18 protein-coding genes are annotated in these 18,611 nt (G+C 73.8%); 9 read left to right on the top strand and 9 right to left on the bottom strand.

Annotated elements, in window-relative coordinates; genetic code table 11:
- Positions 1-6: 6 nt before the first annotated feature.
- Both ACQP60_RS16220 and ACQP60_RS16215 read left to right on the top strand, forming a co-directional pair.
- Positions 7-1,119 carry a Gfo/Idh/MocA family protein gene (locus ACQP60_RS16220; RefSeq protein ID WP_429734684.1) on the top strand — a complete coding sequence of 371 codons (1,113 nt, stop codon included), beginning with the start codon at positions 7-9 and terminating at the stop codon, positions 1,117-1,119.
- Between the two features lie 91 nt (positions 1,120-1,210).
- Positions 1,211-2,752 carry an MFS transporter gene (locus ACQP60_RS16215; RefSeq protein WP_429734682.1) on the top strand — a complete coding sequence of 514 codons (1,542 nt, stop codon included), beginning with the start codon at positions 1,211-1,213 and terminating at the stop codon, positions 2,750-2,752.
- A gap of 66 nt (positions 2,753-2,818) precedes the next feature.
- Here the strand turns inward: ACQP60_RS16215 and ACQP60_RS16210 are convergent, their stop codons facing one another.
- A complete protein-coding gene (locus ACQP60_RS16210; RefSeq protein WP_429734680.1) occupies positions 2,819-3,964 on the bottom strand; it encodes a ScyD/ScyE family protein in 1,146 nt (381 codons plus the stop codon).
- A gap of 145 nt (positions 3,965-4,109) precedes the next feature.
- Complete coding sequence (locus ACQP60_RS16205) at positions 4,110-5,399, bottom strand: endonuclease/exonuclease/phosphatase family protein (RefSeq protein WP_429734678.1); 1,290 nt, start codon at positions 5,397-5,399, stop codon at positions 4,110-4,112.
- A gap of 111 nt (positions 5,400-5,510) precedes the next feature.
- Between ACQP60_RS16205 and ACQP60_RS16200 the strand changes: the two genes are divergently transcribed.
- Entirely contained in the window at positions 5,511-6,389 is an 879-nt protein-coding gene (locus tag ACQP60_RS16200) for a VOC family protein (protein WP_429734676.1), read from the top strand.
- A 25-nt stretch (positions 6,390-6,414) separates the two neighbouring features.
- Here the strand turns inward: ACQP60_RS16200 and ACQP60_RS16195 are convergent, their stop codons facing one another.
- Positions 6,415-7,212: a class I SAM-dependent methyltransferase gene (locus ACQP60_RS16195; RefSeq protein ID WP_429734673.1), complete on the bottom strand. Its 798-nt coding sequence runs from the start codon at positions 7,210-7,212 to the stop codon at positions 6,415-6,417.
- A 32-nt stretch (positions 7,213-7,244) separates the two neighbouring features.
- Between ACQP60_RS16195 and ACQP60_RS16190 the strand changes: the two genes are divergently transcribed.
- The 5 genes from ACQP60_RS16190 (at position 7,245) to ACQP60_RS16170 (ending at position 10,928) form a co-directional block, all read left to right on the top strand.
- The gene (locus tag ACQP60_RS16190) at positions 7,245-7,760 is read left to right on the top strand and encodes an MmcQ/YjbR family DNA-binding protein (protein ID WP_429734671.1); all 516 of its coding nucleotides are present in this window, start codon (positions 7,245-7,247) and stop codon (positions 7,758-7,760) included.
- A gap of 112 nt (positions 7,761-7,872) precedes the next feature.
- Positions 7,873-8,406: a histidine kinase gene (locus ACQP60_RS16185; protein WP_429734669.1), complete on the top strand. Its 534-nt coding sequence runs from the start codon at positions 7,873-7,875 to the stop codon at positions 8,404-8,406.
- 76 nt (positions 8,407-8,482) lie between these two features.
- Positions 8,483-9,325, top strand: a complete 843-nt coding sequence (locus ACQP60_RS16180) for a DUF4097 family beta strand repeat-containing protein (RefSeq protein ID WP_429734667.1) — start codon at positions 8,483-8,485, stop codon at positions 9,323-9,325.
- Between the two features lie 29 nt (positions 9,326-9,354).
- Complete coding sequence (locus tag ACQP60_RS16175; protein ID WP_429734665.1) at positions 9,355-10,167, top strand: ABC transporter ATP-binding protein; 813 nt, start codon at positions 9,355-9,357, stop codon at positions 10,165-10,167.
- Entirely contained in the window at positions 10,164-10,928 is a 765-nt protein-coding gene (locus tag ACQP60_RS16170) for an ABC transporter permease (RefSeq protein ID WP_429734662.1), read from the top strand. Before ACQP60_RS16175 ends, ACQP60_RS16170 begins: the two co-directional genes overlap by 4 nt.
- Before the next feature lie 71 nt (positions 10,929-10,999).
- Here ACQP60_RS16170 and ACQP60_RS16165 read toward each other — a convergent pair whose 3' ends face one another.
- From ACQP60_RS16165 to ACQP60_RS16150, 4 genes are all read right to left on the bottom strand, one after another.
- Positions 11,000-12,262, bottom strand: a complete 1,263-nt coding sequence (locus ACQP60_RS16165) for an NAD(P)/FAD-dependent oxidoreductase (RefSeq protein WP_429734659.1) — start codon at positions 12,260-12,262, stop codon at positions 11,000-11,002.
- Positions 12,263-12,408: 146 nt separating this feature from the next.
- On the bottom strand, positions 12,409-12,822 hold the full coding sequence (locus ACQP60_RS16160) for an Hsp20/alpha crystallin family protein (RefSeq protein ID WP_429734657.1): 414 nt from the start codon (positions 12,820-12,822) through the stop codon (positions 12,409-12,411).
- A 54-nt stretch (positions 12,823-12,876) separates the two neighbouring features.
- Positions 12,877-14,190 carry an APC family permease gene (locus ACQP60_RS16155; RefSeq protein WP_429734948.1) on the bottom strand — a complete coding sequence of 438 codons (1,314 nt, stop codon included), beginning with the start codon at positions 14,188-14,190 and terminating at the stop codon, positions 12,877-12,879.
- Between the two features lie 155 nt (positions 14,191-14,345).
- Positions 14,346-15,710 (bottom strand): MFS transporter, encoded by a 1,365-nt coding sequence (locus tag ACQP60_RS16150; protein WP_429734655.1) that lies wholly within the window; start codon positions 15,708-15,710, stop codon positions 14,346-14,348.
- Positions 15,711-15,798: 88 nt separating this feature from the next.
- Between ACQP60_RS16150 and ACQP60_RS16145 the strand changes: the two genes are divergently transcribed.
- Positions 15,799-16,497, top strand: a complete 699-nt coding sequence (locus ACQP60_RS16145; RefSeq protein WP_429734653.1) for a GntR family transcriptional regulator — start codon at positions 15,799-15,801, stop codon at positions 16,495-16,497.
- Between the two features lie 17 nt (positions 16,498-16,514).
- On the opposite strand, the gene ACQP60_RS16140 is transcribed toward ACQP60_RS16145, so the two are convergent.
- Complete coding sequence (locus tag ACQP60_RS16140) at positions 16,515-17,699, bottom strand: FAD-dependent oxidoreductase (RefSeq protein WP_429734651.1); 1,185 nt, start codon at positions 17,697-17,699, stop codon at positions 16,515-16,517.
- A gap of 46 nt (positions 17,700-17,745) precedes the next feature.
- A complete protein-coding gene (locus tag ACQP60_RS16135; RefSeq protein ID WP_429734649.1) occupies positions 17,746-18,567 on the bottom strand; it encodes a hypothetical protein in 822 nt (273 codons plus the stop codon).
- Between the last annotated feature and the right edge of the window lie 44 nt (positions 18,568-18,611).

Genomic DNA, 18,611 nt, shown 5'->3' with positions numbered 1-18,611 from the left:
CAAGGCATGAGCGCGGGCACCCCGATCAGCACCCCGATCAGCGCGGCGAGCACCGCGAGCGGCGCCGCCTACGCGCCCGAGCCAGTGCCCGCGCCCGTCGTCGAGCCGGGCGAGTTCGTGTTCGCGGCGACCAGCCTCGACCACGGCCACGTGTTCGGCATGTGCGAGGGCCTCGCGGGCGCCGGCGGCACCCTGAAGTGGGTGTACGACCCCGACCCGGCGAAGGTCGAGGTGATGCGGAGCAAGTTCCCCGACGTGCGGGTCGCGCGGAGCGAGGCGGAGATCCTCGACGACGCCGAGGTGCGCCTCGTCGCGGGCGCCGCGGTGACGTCCGAGCGGGCGCCGCTCGGCCTGCGGGTCATGGAGGCCGGCAAGGACTACTTCACGGACAAGGCGCCGCTGACGACGCTCGACCAGCTCGCCGCCGCCCGCGAGGCCACGGCCCGCACCGGGCAGAAGTACGCCGTCTACTACTCCGAGCGGATCCACGTCGAGGCCGCCGTGCTGGCTGAGCAGCTCGTCGACCGCGGGGCGATCGGCCGTGTGCTGCAGGTGATGGGCCTCGGCCCGCACCGCCTCGGCACCGGCCGCCCGGACTGGTTCTTCGAGAAGGAGAAGTACGGCGGCATCCTGTGCGACATCGGGAGCCACAACTTCGACCAGATGCTGCACTACGCGGGCGCGAAGGACGCGGAGATCAGCCACGCCGCCATCGCGAACTACCACCACCCGGACCACCCGGAGCTGGACGACTTCGGCGAGGCCGGCATCGTCATGGACAACGGTGCCACCGGGTACGTGCGCGTCGACTGGTTCACGCCGGACGGCCTGAGCACCTGGGGCGACGGCCGCACGATCATCCTCGGCACCGAGGGGTACATCGAGCTGCGCAAGTACGTGAACATCGCCACCGAGCGGCGCGGCGGGCACGTGTTCCTCGTGAACGGCGAGGGAGAGCAGCACCTGAACGCCGAGGGCCAGGTCGGGTTCCCCTACTTCGGGCAGCTCATCCTCGACTGCCTGGAGCGCACCGAGAACGCGATGACGCAGGAGCACGCCTTCAAGGCCGCCGAGCTCAGCGTGCTCGCCCAGCAGCAGGCCCGGGTGCTGACGCCCTGACCGACGACGCCGCCCGGCCGGTCGGGACCACCGACGGTCCCGACCGGCGGGGCGGGTTCGAGCAATGACGCAAGAACCGAGAGGCACCACCATGCACGACGAGCACCGGCACCGCCGGGTCTACACCCCCCGCGGCAGGATCGGGGTCGGCAGGGCGATCACGTTCGGGATGACCGACCTCATGGGCGGCGGAGCCCTCGCCATCATCGGCGCCTGGCTCCTGTTCTTCCTCACCACGTACGGCGGGCTGAACGCCGTCCAGGCGGCGTCGATCCTGGCGATCGCCAAGGTCGTGGACGCCGTCGTGAGCCTCGTCCTGGGGCACCTCACCGACGAGCTGTACCGCACGCGGCTGGGGCAGCGGTTCGGCCGCCGGCACCTGCTCATGCTGGTGGGCGCGCCGCTCATGGTGACGTTCGCGCTCCTGTGGGTGGCCGGCATGGGGTACTGGTACTACCTCGCGGTGTACCTGATGTTCGAGCTGGTCCTCGCCCTCGTCCTCATCCCCTGGGAGACGCTCCCGAACGAGATGACGACGGACTACGACGAGCGCACCAAGATGTCGACGGCGCGCCTCGTGATCTCCGGCCTCGCGACGTTCCTCGCGACCTTCGTCCCGGCCGAGCTGTTCAAGGCGCTGGGCGAGGACTCGCCGACGCCGTTCCTCGTCAACGGGATCATCTTCGCGGCCGTCTTCGTCGGGGCGATCCTCATCAGCTGGGGGACGACGTGGGAGACGTTCGTCTCCCGCGACGAGGTGCCAGTCGCCGAGCGCGAGCCGATCAGCCTGACCGGCGTGCTGCGCCAGTACCTGTCGACGCTGCGGATCAAGACCTTCCGCAAGCACCTCGCGATCTACCTGCTGTCCTTCACGGCCATGGACACGTGGAGCACGGTGTTCGTGTACTACGTGGTGTCGGTGGTCGGGCTGACCGCCGCCGCGGCGGGCACGATCCAGTCGATGAGCCTCGTCGGCATCCTCGTCACGGTGCTCGCCGGCTGGCTGATCACCCGGATCAGCCCACGGTCGCTGTGGACCGTCGGCTTCTCGGTCGTGCTCGCGACGTCCCTGGGCTGGTACGCGGTCGCCACGCTCTCCCCGGCGAACCCGCTGGTCTGGCTGCTGGCCCTCGGCCTGCTCTACCAGGTGGGCCGGGCCGTGTTCGTGTTCGTGCCGTGGAACGTGTTCCCGTTCGTCCCGGACATCGACGAGGTCGTGACGGGCAAGAAGCGGGCGGGCGTCTTCGCGGCGGTGATGACGTTCGTCCGCAAGTCGACGGTGGCCGTCGCGACGATGCTCGCCGGCGTGCTCCTGGAGGCGTCCGGCTACGTCGACGGCCAGACGGCGCAGCCCGCCGCCGCGCAGGCGATGATCGTCGCGATCCTCTCCCTCGGCGTCGCGGTGCTCATCGGCGCCGCCCTGGTGGTCGCCCGCACCTTCCGGCTCACGCGGCAGACCCACGCGCAGCTCGTCGACGAGCTCGACCGGCTGCGGGCGGGCGGCGACCCCGGCGACGCGACGCCGGCCGCGCGCGACGTCGTCGAGCAGCTGTCCGGCGTCCCCTACGACGACATCCGCGTGTGGGACGCCGCGCGGCGGGTCGCGCCGGCGAGCGCCGTGCCCGTCGGGTGAGACCGAGCCTGCCGAGGCCCCGGGCCGGGGTGCCTCGGCAGGCTCGATCGGCGGGCAGGACCGCGGTCAGCGGCCGTGGCCGTGCCCGTGCGACCGGGAGAGGTCGACGCGCACGAGGTGGCCGTCGGGCGGCGCGCCCTCGCCGGGCAGCACATTCGTGGTGGCCAGCAGGTCACCGTGGGACCACTCGACCGCGCCGGGCAGGGGCGTCTCGACGACGGTGCGGTGGCCGCGGTGCGTCACCTGCGTGATCCTGCCGCCGAACAGCTCGGCCACGTAGACGTCCCCGCTCGGGGAGACGGCGAGGTTCGTGGACCCCAGGAATCCGGACGCGACCTTCCGCACCGACCCGGACCACGGGTTCACCCGGTAGACCGCGCCGCGCGCGCCGAGGCTGTCGTCCTCGGGGCCGCCGGGCAGCGTCGACACGTAGAGCTGGCCCCACGGGCCGACCTCGACGTCCGTGGGCACCGGCTCGAACCAGTACGTTTCGCCGACGACGCAGTCCGGCAGTCCGAACATCGCCGCGGCGTCCGCCGTGACGACGGCCGGCTGCGCGGGCAGCACCGCCACGGTGCGCACGCGGCCGCGGTCGCTGACGGACAGGACCGCGTTCATCCCGGCGTCGGCGACGAAGGTCCTGCCCCGGGCCTGGGTGGTCGCGTACGGGTGCGAGTCCTGGATGCCCTGGTAGCGGACGGGGATGCCGTCCGGCGGTGCCTGGTCCAGGCAGGCCTGGTCGACGTCGCGGAACCCGTAGGTGACGTCGCCGTCCGGGTTGTTCGCGTCCTCGAACGCGCGGACGTCGGCGAGCGTGCGCACCTCCCCGGTCGGGTTGCCCTTCTTGTCGAGGCGCAGCGTCTTGATGCTCGACGCCACCGGCCCCGTCTCCTCGTCGATGAGGGTCTCGGTGAACGTGAGGCGGCGGTCGCGGTAGGAGACGCCGCCCACCTCCTCGCCGTTCGCGGAGCCGTACAGGACGGTGGTGTCGCCGTGCTTGTCCACCTCGGTGAGCAGGCCGGCGAAGTTCTGGGTGACGTACGAGGTGCCCTTGGCGCCGACGGCGGCGCTGAGCGGGGTCACCAGTCCGTCGGCGATGTCGGTGACGGTCGGGGGCTTCGGCGAGGGCTTGCCGCCGTGCGCGGCGGCGGGCGTGGCGGCAAGCAGCAGCGCTGTGGCTGCCGCGGCGGCCGCGGTGAGGGCGCGTCTCATGGGATCTCCTGGGGCTCGACGGTGAGTGCCCGGTGAACGGCACAGCACCTTCGAGCGTGCGACCGCCCCGGGGCGCTCGCCAGTGACCCGGGGCCGGAGCCCGGGTGATTCCCCGGGCACCTTCCCGCGCGGACGGGCGTGGGGCTCAGCCCACGCGCAGGTCCACCCAGACCAGCCGGTGGTCGCTGGACGGGAACGGGTAGGTGCCGGTGAGCCGCGACAGCGGGTCGGCCTGCGTCGGCCAGAACACGCCCGCGTCGCGCACGCGCAGGCCCTTCGACGGCAGCACGTAGTCGGCCCGCAGGTTGCCCGGCGCGGTGTCCGCGAAGTCCGCCGTGTCGAGGGCAGGGTCGCCCCGGTGCGTCGCGTTCGCGCCGCCCTGCACGGCCGCCGCCTCGACGGCGCCGTCCGACGTCGGCCGCGGGTCCGTGATCCGCGGGTGGTCGAGGAGCTGGTCGATCGCCGCGTCCACGGAGTCGCCGTCGAGCGGGTCGGCGTTCTGGTCGCCGAGGATCACGAACCGTTCGCCCGGCTTCAGTCCGCCGCGCCGACCCTGGTCGTCGTAGACGTATCGCGAGGTCGTCCCGGGCGTCACGTAGTCGGCCCAGAACCGGATCTCGTCGTGGTTGCGCCGGCCGTTGCGGTCCTCCGGGCCGTCGAACGTCGGCGGCGTGGGGTGCGCGGCCAGCACGTGCACGGTCTCGCGGCCCACGCGCACCGGCACGTCCCAGTGCGACTTGCTGGACAGCCGCACGACGTCGAGCTCCTCGGGGGAGTACCAGTCGGCGGGCTCCGGGGTGGCCGGGTCGTCGGGCAGCAGCGCGCCCGGCATGTCCTTCCACAGGAAGCGCTGGAACGTGCGCACGTTCCGCGTGTCGATCGGGTACTTGGACAGCACGACCATGCCGTACTGCCCCTCGAACTCGCCGAACCCGAAGGCGTCGTTGCCGCCGCCCACGCTGCCGCTGTTGTCGAGGTCGAGGCCGCTGGGCACCCCCGTGTTCGACGGCGCGGTGTACGCGTAGCGGTAGCGCACCGGCTCGGCGCCGCCCTGCGACACCTCGAGGTAGTGCTCGCGGAACAGGTCCACGCTCGCGTGGGCGGCGTCGTGGTCGAACTCGTTGAGCAGGACGACGTCCGGGTCCGCGCGCTGGATCACCTCCGCCACCGTGCGCGCCTGCGGGTCGTCGCCCGTGGCCAGGTCCGCCTGCAGTTCGCCCTCCGCCGCGCGGTTCAGCGACAGGTTGTACGTCGCCACGCGCAGCGAGCGGTCGTGGGGATGCCCGTGGCTCCCGTGCTCCTCGTGGTGCCCCTCGTGCGCGCTCGCGGCGAGCGGCGCCACGGCGAGGCCCGCGCCGAGGGACAGCGCGGCGGCGAGGGCGACCGTCGGGCGGTGGACGGCACGGTGTCGGGCGAGCGTGCGGTGAGCGGTCATGACGTCACGGTAGGGAGCCGGCGGCGCGGGCGGAAGAGGGGTGGGGCGACCTGTGGATGAACGGTGGGTGTCGGCGGGCGTGGTGTCAGGGGGTCGGTGCAGCCTGGGGAGATGACACAGCGGACGTACCCGCACGGGACCCCGAGCTGGATCGACCTGGAGGTCGACGACGTCGACGCGGCGCTCGCGTTCTACGGCGCGCTGTTCGGCTGGCGGTTCACCGAGAAGCTGCCGCCGGGGGCGCCCGGGCGGTACGTCGTGGCGTCGTGGGACGGCACCGACGCGACGGCGATCGCCGCCGTCGCCACGCCCGACCCGGGGTACGACGGCGAGCCGGCGTGGCACACGTACCTCGCCGTGGACGACGTCGCCGCGGCGGCGGCGCGCGTCGTCGAGCTGGGCGGGGTGGTGAGCTCGCCCCCGCAGCAGGTGGGCCCGCCCGGGCAGGCCGCGGGGTGGATGGCGCGCATCGTCGACCCGGAGGGCGCGCCCAGCCGGCTCTGGCAGGCCGGCACGCGCGTCGGGGCGCAGCGCGTCAACGAGCCCGGCACGTGGAACTTCAGCAACCTGCTCACCCCCGACGTCGACGCCGCGCTGCGGTTCTACGGGCCGCTGCTCGGCTGGGAGCGCAGCGACGACCTGGGCGCGGGCATGGCGCGCCTGCCCGGGTACGGCGACCACCTGGCCCGCACCGTGGACCCCGGCATCCACGAGCGGCAGGAGCTCGTGCCGCCTGGGTTCGCCGACGTCGTCGCCGGCGTCCTGCCCGGGGACGGCCCGGCGCACTGGTCGGTCGTGTTCGCGGTGGCCGACCGCGACGCCGCCGCCGAGGCCGCCGAGCGCGGGGGCGCCGTCGTGCACGCGACCGAGGACACCGAGTGGACCCGGGAGGCGACGATCCGCGACCCGTTCGGCGCCGACCTCGTGCTCTCGCAGTTCGCCCCGCCGCCCGAGTTCGTCGCCGCGGAGGCCGAGGCCGGGAGGGCCTGAGCCGGTCGCGGGTGCCTCGGGCGGGTCAGGGCCGGCGCGCCTGCACCCACATCACCGGCGTGTCCATGAACGTCGCGCGCCCGACCTCCCGCGCGTCCACCAGCCCGGCGTCCGTGAGCAGGCGCTGGATGCCGCCGTCGGCGTTGTCCTCCCGGTGCTGGTTCGCCCCGATCTCGCGGTGCCCGCCGTGACGGCGGCCGCCGTGGCCGTAGCCGTGGCCGTGGTTCCCGTGACCGTGCCCGTCGTGCCCGTCCCCGTGCCCGTGCCCCGGCGCGTCGAGGTCCGCGATGGTGACCGTGCCGCCGGGGCGCAGGACGCGGGCGAGCTCGGCGGCGAACCGGCGCTTCTCGTCCATCGGCACGTGGTGCAGGGCGAGCGACGAGAGCACGTGGTCGACCGTCCCGTCGGCGGCGGGCAGCCGGTCGGCGAACCCGCGCACGAGCGTGAGCGAGCCCCGCCGCTCGCCGCGCCGCCCCACCCGCCGGCGTCGCGCCTTGCGGGCCGCGCGACGCAGGGCGCCGCCGTCCGGGTCGAGGCCGGTCACCGCGGCGTCCGGCACCGCGCGCAGGACGGCGAGGGAGAGGTTGCCGGTGCCGCAGCCGACGTCGAGCACCCGCTGTCCGGCGGTGATCCCGGCGAGCTCGACGGTGCGGCGGTGCAGCCGCCCGGCACGGCGCCACCAGCTCTGCACGTCGTACCAGGGCATCTTCCATGCGCTGCTCATGCCGGGCAGGTAGGCGCGGTCGGTCTCGTCCGGGCGGACGTCGTCGAACAGGCGCACGCCGCGCGCGGAGGTCTCGGGGCCCTGCGGGGATCTGGTCACGACGCCACGCTAGCCCGTGGCAGGGTGGCGGGATGACGACGGTCGCCCAGCTGCGCCAGGCCGCCCTCGCCCTGCCGGAGACGACCGAGGGCACGCACTTCGGCATGGTGTCGTTCACCGTGCGCGGCAAGGGCTTCGCGTCGGTGACGCGGGACGACGTCGTCCAGCTGCACCTCGCCCCGGACGACGTCGACGCGGCCCTCGCCGCCGTCCCCGGGGCGGAGCCGCTGACCCGCGGCGCGACGCTCCTCGGGGCGCGGCTCCCGCTGGGCGCGCTGGACGGGCAGCAGCTCAACCACTGGGTGCGGCGGGCCTGGTCCGCCCGCGCACCGCGCCGCCTCGCCGCGGTCGTCGCCGCCGCCGACGCGGCCGAGCCCGGGGAGGTGGGCGACCTGCCCGCCGCCATCGGGCGCCCGGCCACGCGCGCGCTCGCCGGCGCTGGTGTCACGACCCTCGCCGAGGTCGGCGCGCGGACCGACGCCGAGCTCCTCGCGCTCCATGGTGTCGGGCCTCGTGCGGTCCGCATCCTCCGCGAGCACCAGCCCTGACCTGCGACGACGCCCCCGAGTGACAGCACCCGACACCACCCTGCACCACTCTGACACCAGAAATGACGTCAGAGGGGTTGCGGTGACACCACGATGGTGTCATAGTGGAGCCATGGACCTCACGAGATACGTCGACGAGCTGCAGCAGCAGCTCGGCACCGCAGCCGCCGCCGGCGGGGACGAGGCGCGGGAGCTGGCCTCCCGCCTGACCGCCCCGCTCGACGCCGCCGCCCGGCTCGTGCTGCTCGAGGCGCTGTCCGACGCGGCGGGCGAGATCTCCGCCGAGCTGGCCCCCGGCTCGGTCGACATCCGGCTCCGCGGCGGCTCGCCCGAGTTCGTCGTCAGCGCACCGACTGCGTCGGCCGAGCCGACCGCGCCGACATCGGGCCCGACCCTGGAGGCGAACGGCCCCGGATTCTCGGTGAGCGTCGACCTCGAGGGTGGCTCCACCACCCGCACCACCCTGCGTCTGCCGGACCACCTCAAGACGCAGGTCGAGACCGCCGCCGCCCGCGACGGCGTCTCCGTGAACACGTGGCTCGTGCGGGCGGTCGCCGCCGCGCTCGGGCAGGCCCCCGGGCGCCCGGCCGCGCAGGCCGCCCCGGAACAGCGCGGCTCGGTCCGCGTCACCGGCTGGATGCGCTGATCCCTCCGCGACACCACGGCGCCCCGCCACACCGACCCCCCTGACACCACACCGACACCACTGTTGGAGCCCCGTCATGCCCACTTTCCCCGTCACCCAGCCCGTCCCGATCGTCGTGGACGTGCCCTTCGCCAACCTGCACGTGGTCGCCTCCGAGCGGGACGACGTCGTCGTGACCGTGCTGCCCACCACGCCCGGCAAGTCCGGCTCGGTGCGCGCCGCCGAGGAGGTCCGCGTCGACCGCGACGGCGAGACGATCTCGATCACCTACCCGGGATCGTGGAAGCAGTGGGTGCTGCCGTTCGCGGCCGGCACCGCCGACATCACGATCGAGGCGCCCACGGGCACCAGCCTGCGCGGCAAGCCCGGCACGCTCTACTCCGAGGGGAGCTTCGGCGACATCGACGTCACGACGTCCGCCGGGGACCTCCGCATCGACCAGGTCGACCGCCTGGACGCCAAGGTCACCGCCGGGTCGGTGACGGTCGGCCGCGCCACCGGTCCGGTGAACCTCAAGGTGACCGCAGGCTCCGTCCGCGTGGACGAGCTGGCCGGCGAGGGCGTGGTCCGCGCGAGCAACGGCACCACCGCCATCGGTGACGTCGCCGGCTCCCTGGAGATCCACGGCGCGAACGGCGACATCCTCGTCAGCCGGGTGCGCGGCACCCTCACCGCCCGGTCCGCCCACGGCGGCATCCGCGTGAACAACCTCGAGTCCGGTCTCGTCCGGCTCACCACCTCCTACGGCTCCATCGAGGTGGGGGTGCCCGAGGGCACCGCCGCCTACCTGGACGCCGCGTCCGAGCACGGGAGCGTCCGCAACCAGCTCACCCCGGCCGAGGGCCCCGTCGACGACGAGGCCACGGCCGAGATCCACGCCAGCACCGGCTACGGCGACGTCGTCGTCCGCCGGCCGTGAACGACCACCCAGGAATCGGAGCAACGGACATGACCACGCCACAGACCACGGCATCGACCTCGGGGCCCGCGATCCGGGTGCAGGGCGTCGAGAAGTCGTTCGGCGAGCTGCACGTGCTGCGCGGCGTCGACCTCGACGTCGCCCCGGGGAGCATCTTCGCCCTCCTCGGCTCCAACGGGGCCGGCAAGACCACCCTCGTGCGGATCCTGTCGACCCTGCTCAAGGCCGACGCGGGCACGGCCACCGTGCACGGGTACGACGTCGCGGCGAAGCCCGGCGACGTGCGCCGGTCGATCAGCCTCACCGGCCAGTTCGCCGCCGTCGACGAGGTCCTGACGGGCCGGGAGAACCTCGTGCTCGTCGCGAAGCTGCGCCACCTGCCCGACGCCGGCGCGATCGCCGACGACCTGCTCGCCCGGTTCTCGCTCACCGAGGCCGGCGACCGCCGCGCGGGGACGTACTCCGGCGGCATGCGGCGTCGTCTCGACATCGCCATGAGCCTCATCGGCGACCCGCCGATCGTGTTCCTCGACGAGCCCACCACCGGCCTCGACCCGCAGGCGCGGATCGACGTGTGGAAGACCGTCAAGTCGCTCGCCGACAACGGCACCACGGTGCTGCTGACCACGCAGTACCTCGACGAGGCGGAGCAGCTCGCGGACCGCATCGCGATCCTGCACCGCGGCACCATCATCCAGAACGGCACCCTCGACGAGCTCAAGCGGCTCCTGCCGCCGGCGGAGGTCGAGTACGTCGAGAAGCAGCCGTCCCTCGAAGACGTCTTCCTCGCCCTCGTCGGTACCCCCGCGAACGAGGACGCCACCGGAAAGGAATCGCGATGACCACCCACGCCCTCAGCGACACCGGTGTGCTCACCGGCCGCTCCCTGCGCCACGTGCTGCGCAGCCCCGACACCATCATCACGACGGCGGTCACGCCGATCGCCATCATGCTGCTGTTCGTCTACGTCTTCGGCGGGGCCATCAACCTCGGCACGGACGAGTCGTACATCAACTACATGCTGCCCGGCATCCTGCTCATCACCATCGCGTCGGGGGTCGCGTACACGTCGTACCGGCTGTTCCTCGACCTGCAGGGCGGGATCGTCGACCGGTTCCAGTCCATGCCGATCGCCCGGTCGAGCGTCCTGTGGGCGCACGTGCTGACGTCGGTCGTGGCGAACCTCGTGTCGGTCGCGCTGGTCGTCGCGGTCGCTTTCCTCATGGGCTTCCGCACCGGGGCCTCGTTCGGGGCGTGGCTGGCGGTGGCCGGGATCCTGGCCCTGTTCACGCTGGCGCTGACCTGGCTCGCCGTGCTCGCCGGGCTCTCCGCGAAGACCGTGGACGGCGCGAGCGCCTTCAGCTACCCGCTGATCTTCCTGCCGTTCATCAGCTCGGCGTTCGTTCCGACGGACACGATGCCCGGCCCGGTGGCCTGGTTCGCGGAGAACCAGCCGGTGACGTCGGTGGTCGACACCGTGCGGGCCCTGTTCGCCGAGCAGCCCGTCGGCAACGACATCTGGGTCGCCCTCGCCTGGCTCGTCGGCATCCTCGTCGTCGGCTACGCCCTCGCCGTCGCCGCGTACCGGCGGCGCGTCGGCTGACCGCCCCGCTCGCGACGAGCACGGCCGAGCCCCGGTGGACCGCCACCGGGGCTCGGCCGTGCTCGGCGGGACTACGCCGAGGCCGCGGGGACGACGTCGGGCGCCGTCGTCTCCTGCATGGTGTCCTGCACGGTGTCATGCACGGTCTCCTGCTGCCGGTCGCGCAGCGCGGCCGGCCGGCGCGGGTCGCCGATGAAGGCCGGGTAGCGGATCAGCCCCGGCCGGCGTGCCTCCCAGGTCAGCTGCAGCACGGTGCTGCGGCAGATGAGCTCCTTGAGCCACGCCCCGGCGCGGGACCCCCGCCGGCCGCCGAGGAACGCGCGGACCGGGACGTCGCCGCGCCCGGCGAACTGGAACAGCCCGTCGCCGCGCCCCAGGCTGAGGCACTGACCGACGAAGCCGACGGTCGCCGGCCGCGGCTCGCGCCCGGCGAGCCGGGCGAGCACGGTGTCGCCGGCCGCGGCGCCGAGCTGCCCTGCGGCCTGGCAGCTCATCCGGTAGGCCAGGCCCGACGGCGTGCCCGCGTCGCCCGCGGCGACGATGCGGTCGTCGTCCACGCTGGTGAGCGTCTCGTCGGTGCGCAGCCGGCCGGCGTCGTCGGTGGACAGCCCGCTGCGGGCGGCGAGGCCGGCCGCGCGGAACCCCGCGGTCCAGACGGTGACGTCGCTCGGCAGGTCGCGGCCGTCGGCGAGCTGCACGGCGTCCGCCGTCACCGCGGTCACCGTGGCGCCCGGCCCGGCGACGATCGCCACCCCCAGGCGCGCGAGCGCCGCCGTGACGGCCCGCCGGCCGTTCGGGTGCAGGTACGGCCCGAGTAGGTCGCCGCAGACCATCGTCACCGCGTGGCCCTGCTCCGCCAGCTCGGACGCCGTCTCGATGCCGGACGGCCCCGCCCCCACCACGGTCACCCGCGCCGCCGGGCCGGCCGCCGCGAGGGCGGGCACGAGCCGGTCGGCCTCCTCCAGGCTCGTGAGGGGGAAGGCGTGCTCGGCCGCGCCCGGGACCGTCGGCGTCGCGCCGGTGCTGCCGGCCGCGTAGACCAGGTAGTCGTAGCCGAGCGTGCCGCCGTCGGCCAGCACCAGCCGTCGCCCGGCGGCGTCGATCCGCTCGGCGGTGGCGACCTCCAGCCGTACTCCGTCCGCCAGCACGCTCGCGTAGTCGACGACGGCGGAGTGCGTCCCCGCGACCCGCTGGTGCAGCCGGATCCGCTCCACGAACTGCGGGCGGGGGTTCACCAGCGTCACCGCCACGTCGTCCCGCTTCGTCAGGCGGTTCGCCGCCGTCACGCCGGCGTACCCGCCGCCCACCACCACGACCTGCGTCGTCTCGGACATCTCGTCTCTCCTCGCTCCGTCGCCCGTCATCGGTTGCTCACGGTGACGACGAGGCGGGGGCCGCGGGCGTGACGGCGCGCCGGCGGGAGACGACGACGGCGCCCGGTCGCGGGTGCAACCGGGCGCCGTCGGGCGGTGCCTGGGGATCAGGCGCTGGTGACCTCGATGCGCTGCGGCGTCGTGCCGGCGAAGACGCCGGCGACGGTGACGGTCAGGACGCCCGCGTCGTAGGACGCGGTGACGGCGTCGCCGTCCACGGCCTTCGGCAGGGTGACGACGCGGCGGAAGGCGCCGAAGCGGACCTCCGAGATGCGCCGGCCCTCGGACTCCTCCGAGCGCTGGTCCTTGCGCTCGCCGCGCACGACGAGCTTGCGGCCCTCGACCTCGACGGTGACGTCCTCGGCCGGGTTCACGCCCGGCAGGTCGAGGCGGGCGACGAGGTCCTCGCCGTCGCGGTACACGTCGGCGGCGGGCACGGGAGCCTCGGTCGCGAGGCGCGGCGTCCACAGGTCGCGGAGCCAGGCGTCGGCGAACGGGGTGCGGGTCAGGGTGGTGGTCATGCTGTCCTCCTCGGGTGAGTGGCTGCTGACCGGTTCAACTTGAGCCGCCCCGACTCAATTTCCGGGTTCGCCGACGGCGGACGGGCCGCGCCTCCTGGTGCGCACGAGCATGATCACCAGACCCAGGACGAGCCATCCGGCCGCGACCTCCAGGGCCAGGTGGCTGGCGAGGACGAGCACGGCGACGACGATCGCCAGCCCGACGACGGGGACGACCGTGTGCAGCACCGGACGGTCGGTGCGCCGGCCGACCACGTAGAACCCGATGACGGCGACGTGCAGGAAGACGAACGCCGTGAGGGCTCCCACGGTGACCATCGAGGACAGCAGGTCGAGGCCGTCGGGCTTGATCGCCGCCACCACGGCGATGACGAGCGTCGCGACCGCCGAGACGAGGATCGCGACCCGGGGCACGCCGGTCCGAGGGCTCACGGCCCCCAGCCGGGCCGGGAGCTGCCCGTCGCGCGCCATCCCGTACATGAGGCGGCTCACCGCGGCCTGCGCGACGAGCGCGGAGAGCACGGGGCCGATCGCCCGCGCCGTCGTGACGGTCGTGCCGAGCCAGGCCCCCAGCTGGTCGCTGATCGTGGTGTAGAAGATGGTGCCCTGCTGGTCGGGGTTCGCCGCCAGCTCCGTCGGGGTCGCCGTCGTCAGGAGCGCCCCCAGGTACGTCTGGAGCACGAAGAGCGCCCCGGCGAGGACGAGGCAGAAGATCAGGGCCCGGCCGATCTGCCGCGGCGAGCCGGTGCTCTCCTCGGCGAACGTCGCGATCGCGTCGAACCCCAGGAACGCGAGCGCCGCCACCGAGACCGCGCCGAGCGTGCCGACCAGCGTGAACCCGTCGAGCCCGGTCAGCGGAGACAGCCACGGCCGGGCCGGGCCGTCGTGCACCAGGACGACGACGGCGCCGACGCAGAAGGCGGCGAGCACCACGATCTCCACGGCCAGCGCGACGAACCCCACCGTCGCCGCGAGCTTGACCCCGCCGAGGTTCAGCGCCGTGATCAGCAGCACCGCCGCCGTCGTGAACACCCAGACCGGCACGGAGGGGAACAGGGCGTGGCTGGCGATGCCGGTGAACAGCGCCGCCAGGCTCGGGATGAACAGGTAGTCCAGGCCGATCATCCAGCCGGCCATGAACCCTGCCCGCCGCCCCAGGCCCGCGGTCGCGTACGCCGAGACCGACCCCGCCTTCGGGACGGCGACGGACATGCGCGCGTACGACCAGGCGGTGAACGACATCGCCACGGTCGCGACGAGGAAGACGAGCGCGACCGCGCCGTTGCTGCGGGCGTCCAGCACGCCGAACGTGCCCATCGGCGCGGTCGGGCCGATGAACAGCAGGCCGTAGACGACGAGGTGCCGCAGGGACAGGCTCCGGTGGAGCTGTCCCTCGGGCGCAGCAGCGCTGGGAGCGTCCTTCGTGGGGCGGGGGTCGGAAGACGCGGGACTCAGCTCCTCGGTCAGCTGGCGTGGGGACTGTGCCAGCGTAGGACGACAGCGACCGGGGAACCCCGCGCGGGCTATCGCTGTCGGGCCACGGGCTCCGCAGGGGACTCGTCGAAGAGCGGCCAGTCGGCGTACTCCTGGCCCCCGCGGCGGGCGGGCGCCGTCTCGGGGAGGAGCAGCAGCGCGACGATCGAGCAGACGACCAGCACCGCCGTGTAGACCGCCACGAGCCAGAACCCGCCGTCGGCGGCGACGAGGAGCGCCGTCGCGACCACCGTGAACGGCCCGGAGGCGACCATGGAGCCGAACTGCCAGACCACCGAGACCCCCGAGTAGCGGACCGACGAGTCGAACAGCTCGGGGAAGAACGACGCCTGCGGGGCGTACGTCCCGGAGTGTCCGAGGCCCAGGCCGGCAACCAGCAGCGCGACGATGAAGGCCAGGTTCTCCGACTGCACGGCGAGGAACGCCGGGACGATGAGGACCAGGTTCAGCACCGCGAACCCGAGGAAGAGGGGGCGACGCCCGATCAGGTCGGTCAGGCGGCCCCACACCGGGATCATGACGATCTCCACGAGGATCGCGATGATGACCGCCTCGAGCACGAGGCCCGAGTCGTAGCCGTTGTTGTCCGCGTACGCGACCAGGAAGATCGTGTAGAAGGGGAACATCGCGGCCTCGACGAACTTGGCGAAGAAGCCGCCGAGCACCTCGCGGCGACGGTGCGCGAAGAGCTGGCGCAGCGGGGCGTGGGACGCGGCCTTGCGTTCCCGGGCGGCCTTGAACGTCTCGGACTCGTCGACCCGGGAGCGGATGAACAGGCCGACGGCGACGACGACGATCGACAGGAGGAAGGGCACGCGCCAGCCCCAGGCGAGGAAGGCGTCCGGGTCCATCCACTGCTGCAGGCTCGCGAAGAGCGCCGTCGGGATGAGATACGCGACCGGCGAGCCGAGCTGGACGAAGCTCGCGTAGAAGCCGCGGCGGTCCCGCGGCGAGGCCTCCGCCGTGAGCAGGACGGCGCCGCCCTGCTCACCGCCGACGCCGAAGCCCTGGATGAGGCGGACTACCACGAGGATGGCGGCCGCCCAGAGGCCGATCTGCTCGTAGGTCGGCATGAGGCCGACGGCGAACGTGCCGAGTCCTGTGAGCAGGAGGGTGAAGACCAGTGCCTTCTTCCGGCCGAGGCGGTCGCCGATGTGCCCCCACACCAGGCCGCCCAGGGGGCGGGCGAAGAACCCGACCGCATACGTCGAGAACGCCGCGAGGGTGCCGACGAGCGGGTCCGTCTCGGGGAAGAAGATCTTGTTGAACACGAGCGCGGAGGCCGTGCCGTAGATGAAGAAGTCGTAGTACTCCGCGATCGTCCCGATCACGGAGGCGCCGACGGTCTTGCGCAGCGTCTTCGGGTCGACGGTGCGGGCCGGGGTGCCGCTCATGCTGCTGCCTCCTCGCAGTGGATCGGCGCGACGCTAGCATACTAGTGCGCTAGAACACGAGATCGCGGTCGTGAGGCAGAATCAGCCCATGTCGTCGCAGTCGCCGCTCCTGACCGCTCGGGTCCGCGGGGAGAACACCCGCAGGCTCGTCCACACCTGGCTCCGCCGGCAGATCATCGCCCTCGAGCTGGCTCCGGGTGCGCCGTTGTCCGAGGCGGAGATCGGCACGCGGCTCGGGGTCAGCCGCACCCCCGTGCGGGAGAGTCTCATCCTGCTCGCGGAGGAGGGGCTCGTGGAGGTGTTCCCGCAGCGCGGCAGCTTCGTCGGCCCCATCCGCTACGAGGACGTCGTCGCCGCCCAGTTCGTCCGCGAGGCCATCGAGTGCTCGTCCCTGGAGCTCGGCGGTGAGAACGTCGGCGCGGGCGACGTGGCGGAGCTGCGGGCGCTGATCGTGCGCCAGCGCGAGGCCGACCACGACGGCGACGCCTCCCGCTTCTTCGACCTCGACGAGGAGTTCCACCAGCTGTTGCTGCGCGCGTGCGGGCACGAGTCCGCCTGGCGCATCGTCGCATCGGCCAAGGCGCAGATGGATCGCGCGCGGCGCCTCTCTCTGCCCGAGGGGGGCAAGATGGCCGACCTCGTCGCGCAGCACGCCGCGGTCGTCGACGCACTCGCCGCCGGGGACGTCCCCGCAGCCGTCGCCCAGCTGCGCGAGCACCTGCGCGTCGTGCTGCAGGACATCACCCACATCCAGGACGAGAGGCCGGAGCTCTTCGCCCAGGCGTGACGGGCTGACCTCGACGGTCAACCCTCGGGCGGCTGCCAGGACATCACCGGCCGCAGGGCGCGTGCGCCCAGCGCCTCCGTCCAGCGGCCGACGGCGCGCATCCCGGCGTCGCGGAGGGTCGTGGCGGCGGGCGACGTCCACAGGGTCGGCCCGGAGATCCGCGCCGACAGCCTCATGACCCGGGCCACGCGCGGCCGCCGCTCGGCGGACCAGCGCAGCAGCGCAGCCGCGACGTCGTCGTCCGGGCGGACGCGCACGCCGAGCACCACCCCGTCCTCGAGCGCCTGGCACCCGCCCTGCCCGAGGTTCGGCAGCATCGCGTGCGCGGCGTCGCCGACCAGCGCGACCCGGCCGGTCGCGAGCGACGTCGGCGGGGCGGGCAGGTGTCGCAGCTCGTGCCGCAGCGCGGTGGCGTCGTCGACGGAGGCGAGCAGGGCGGGGATCGGGTCGTGCCAGTCGGCGAGGCGGGCGCGCAGCTCGTCGAGGTCGCGCGGGACGCCGACGGCGTCGGCCACGGAGACGTACACATAGACGCGCCCGTCCGCGAGGGGCATCACCCCGGCGACGATCCCGCGGCCCCAGATCTCGGAGCCGACGACGCCGGGCACCGCGGGTGTCACGAACCGCCACGCCGTCGACCCGCCCGAGACCGGCGCCGTGGCGCTCGGCCACCACCGGGTGCGTGTCGCGGAGTCGATGCCGTCGGCCGCGACGACGAGGTCCGCGTCGGCCTCCGTCGTCGTGCCCGCGCCGTCGGTCGTCGTGACGCGCGCCGGCCGCGAGGTCGTGCCCGGGTCGGTGACGGTCGCGGTCGCGCCGAGCCGCAGCGCCCCGGCCGGCAGCGCGTCCTCGAGCAGCCCCACCAGCTGCGCCCGATGCAGCATCAGCGTGCGGTCGCCGAACACCGACTCCGCGCCCTCGGCGCGGCCGCGGACCAGCCACGTGCCGTCCGGTCGGCGCAGCCCGAGCTCGCCCTGCAGCGCGGCCAGGTCGCGCGTCGCGTCGCCCACGCCGAGCGCGTCCAGCGACCGCACCGCGTTCGGCGCGACGACGATCCCCGCGCCCACCGGGTCCAGCGACGTCGCACGCTCGACCACCGTGACGTCCCAGCCGTGCCGCGCCAGCGCCACACCCGACGCCAGGCCGCCGATGCCGCCGCCGATCACCGTCGCGGTGCGTGCACCGTCCGTCGTGAGGGTCATGGCCCCCGACGGTACAGGCCGCCGCCACGTCCTCGTCGGGACCTTCTTACCGGAGGCCCTCGGCGGGGAGCAGCGGCGCCGGCGGGAGGTCGAGGCGGCTCGCCAGCCGCTCGAGCAGGGCGCGGACGTCGGCGCGGGCGAGCATCACGGGGTCGGCGTCCTGGATGCTCCTGACGGGCCGGTGGATGGCGGCGGTGGCGCTCCGCGTGACGGTGACGCGGACGCCGGGGCGCTGCGTGTCGAACCAGTACCAGACCTGGCCGATCCGCACCGGCGAGCCGGACCACCAGGCCTGCATCGCGTCGTCGGAGAACCGATCGAGCAGGCGGTCCAGCTCGCGGTGGTAGGCCGCCGGGACCCCGTCGTCCGGACCGCCCCCGACGACCGTGAGCTCGTGGGGCTGCTCGGGCGCCGTGATGCCGCGACCCTCGGCGCGGACCGTCCAGCGTCGCGCCGGGGAGGACGGTTCCACGCCGGCCCGTGCGCGCTCCAGCGCGGCGGAGAGCGCCGCGCTGTCCCAGCCTCGTGCCACCGCGAGTCGCGCCAGCGCCCCGTCGAGCACGTCCGCGACAAGGCGGGTCACGTCCGGTGGTGCCGCGTCCGCGACGTCGTCGGGCACGCGGACCCGCACCATCTCGGAGGAGTCGGGGCGGTCGCAGTCCACGAGGACGACGACGCCTTCCTCACGCGCGTCCAGGCGGTCCGGGCGCTGTGCCACCACCATGATCGACGACACGGGGCCGACTAGGCCGAGCTCCTCGATCGCGCGCCCATAGACGCTGACGACACGCGCGGTGGCGCCCGCGAACGCGCAGCGGGCCGCGTCGTGGTCGGGGACGAGGACGTCGAGCCGTCGCACTCGTGGCAAGGGGGCTCCCGGTGTCGTATCGAGCTGCGGCCCGACTCCTGCGG

This window comes from Isoptericola variabilis, assembly GCF_050311655.1.
In the GTDB taxonomy this organism is placed as follows: domain Bacteria; phylum Actinomycetota; class Actinomycetes; order Actinomycetales; family Cellulomonadaceae; genus Isoptericola; species Isoptericola variabilis.
This window is presented reverse-complemented; position numbering and strand designations above follow the sequence as displayed.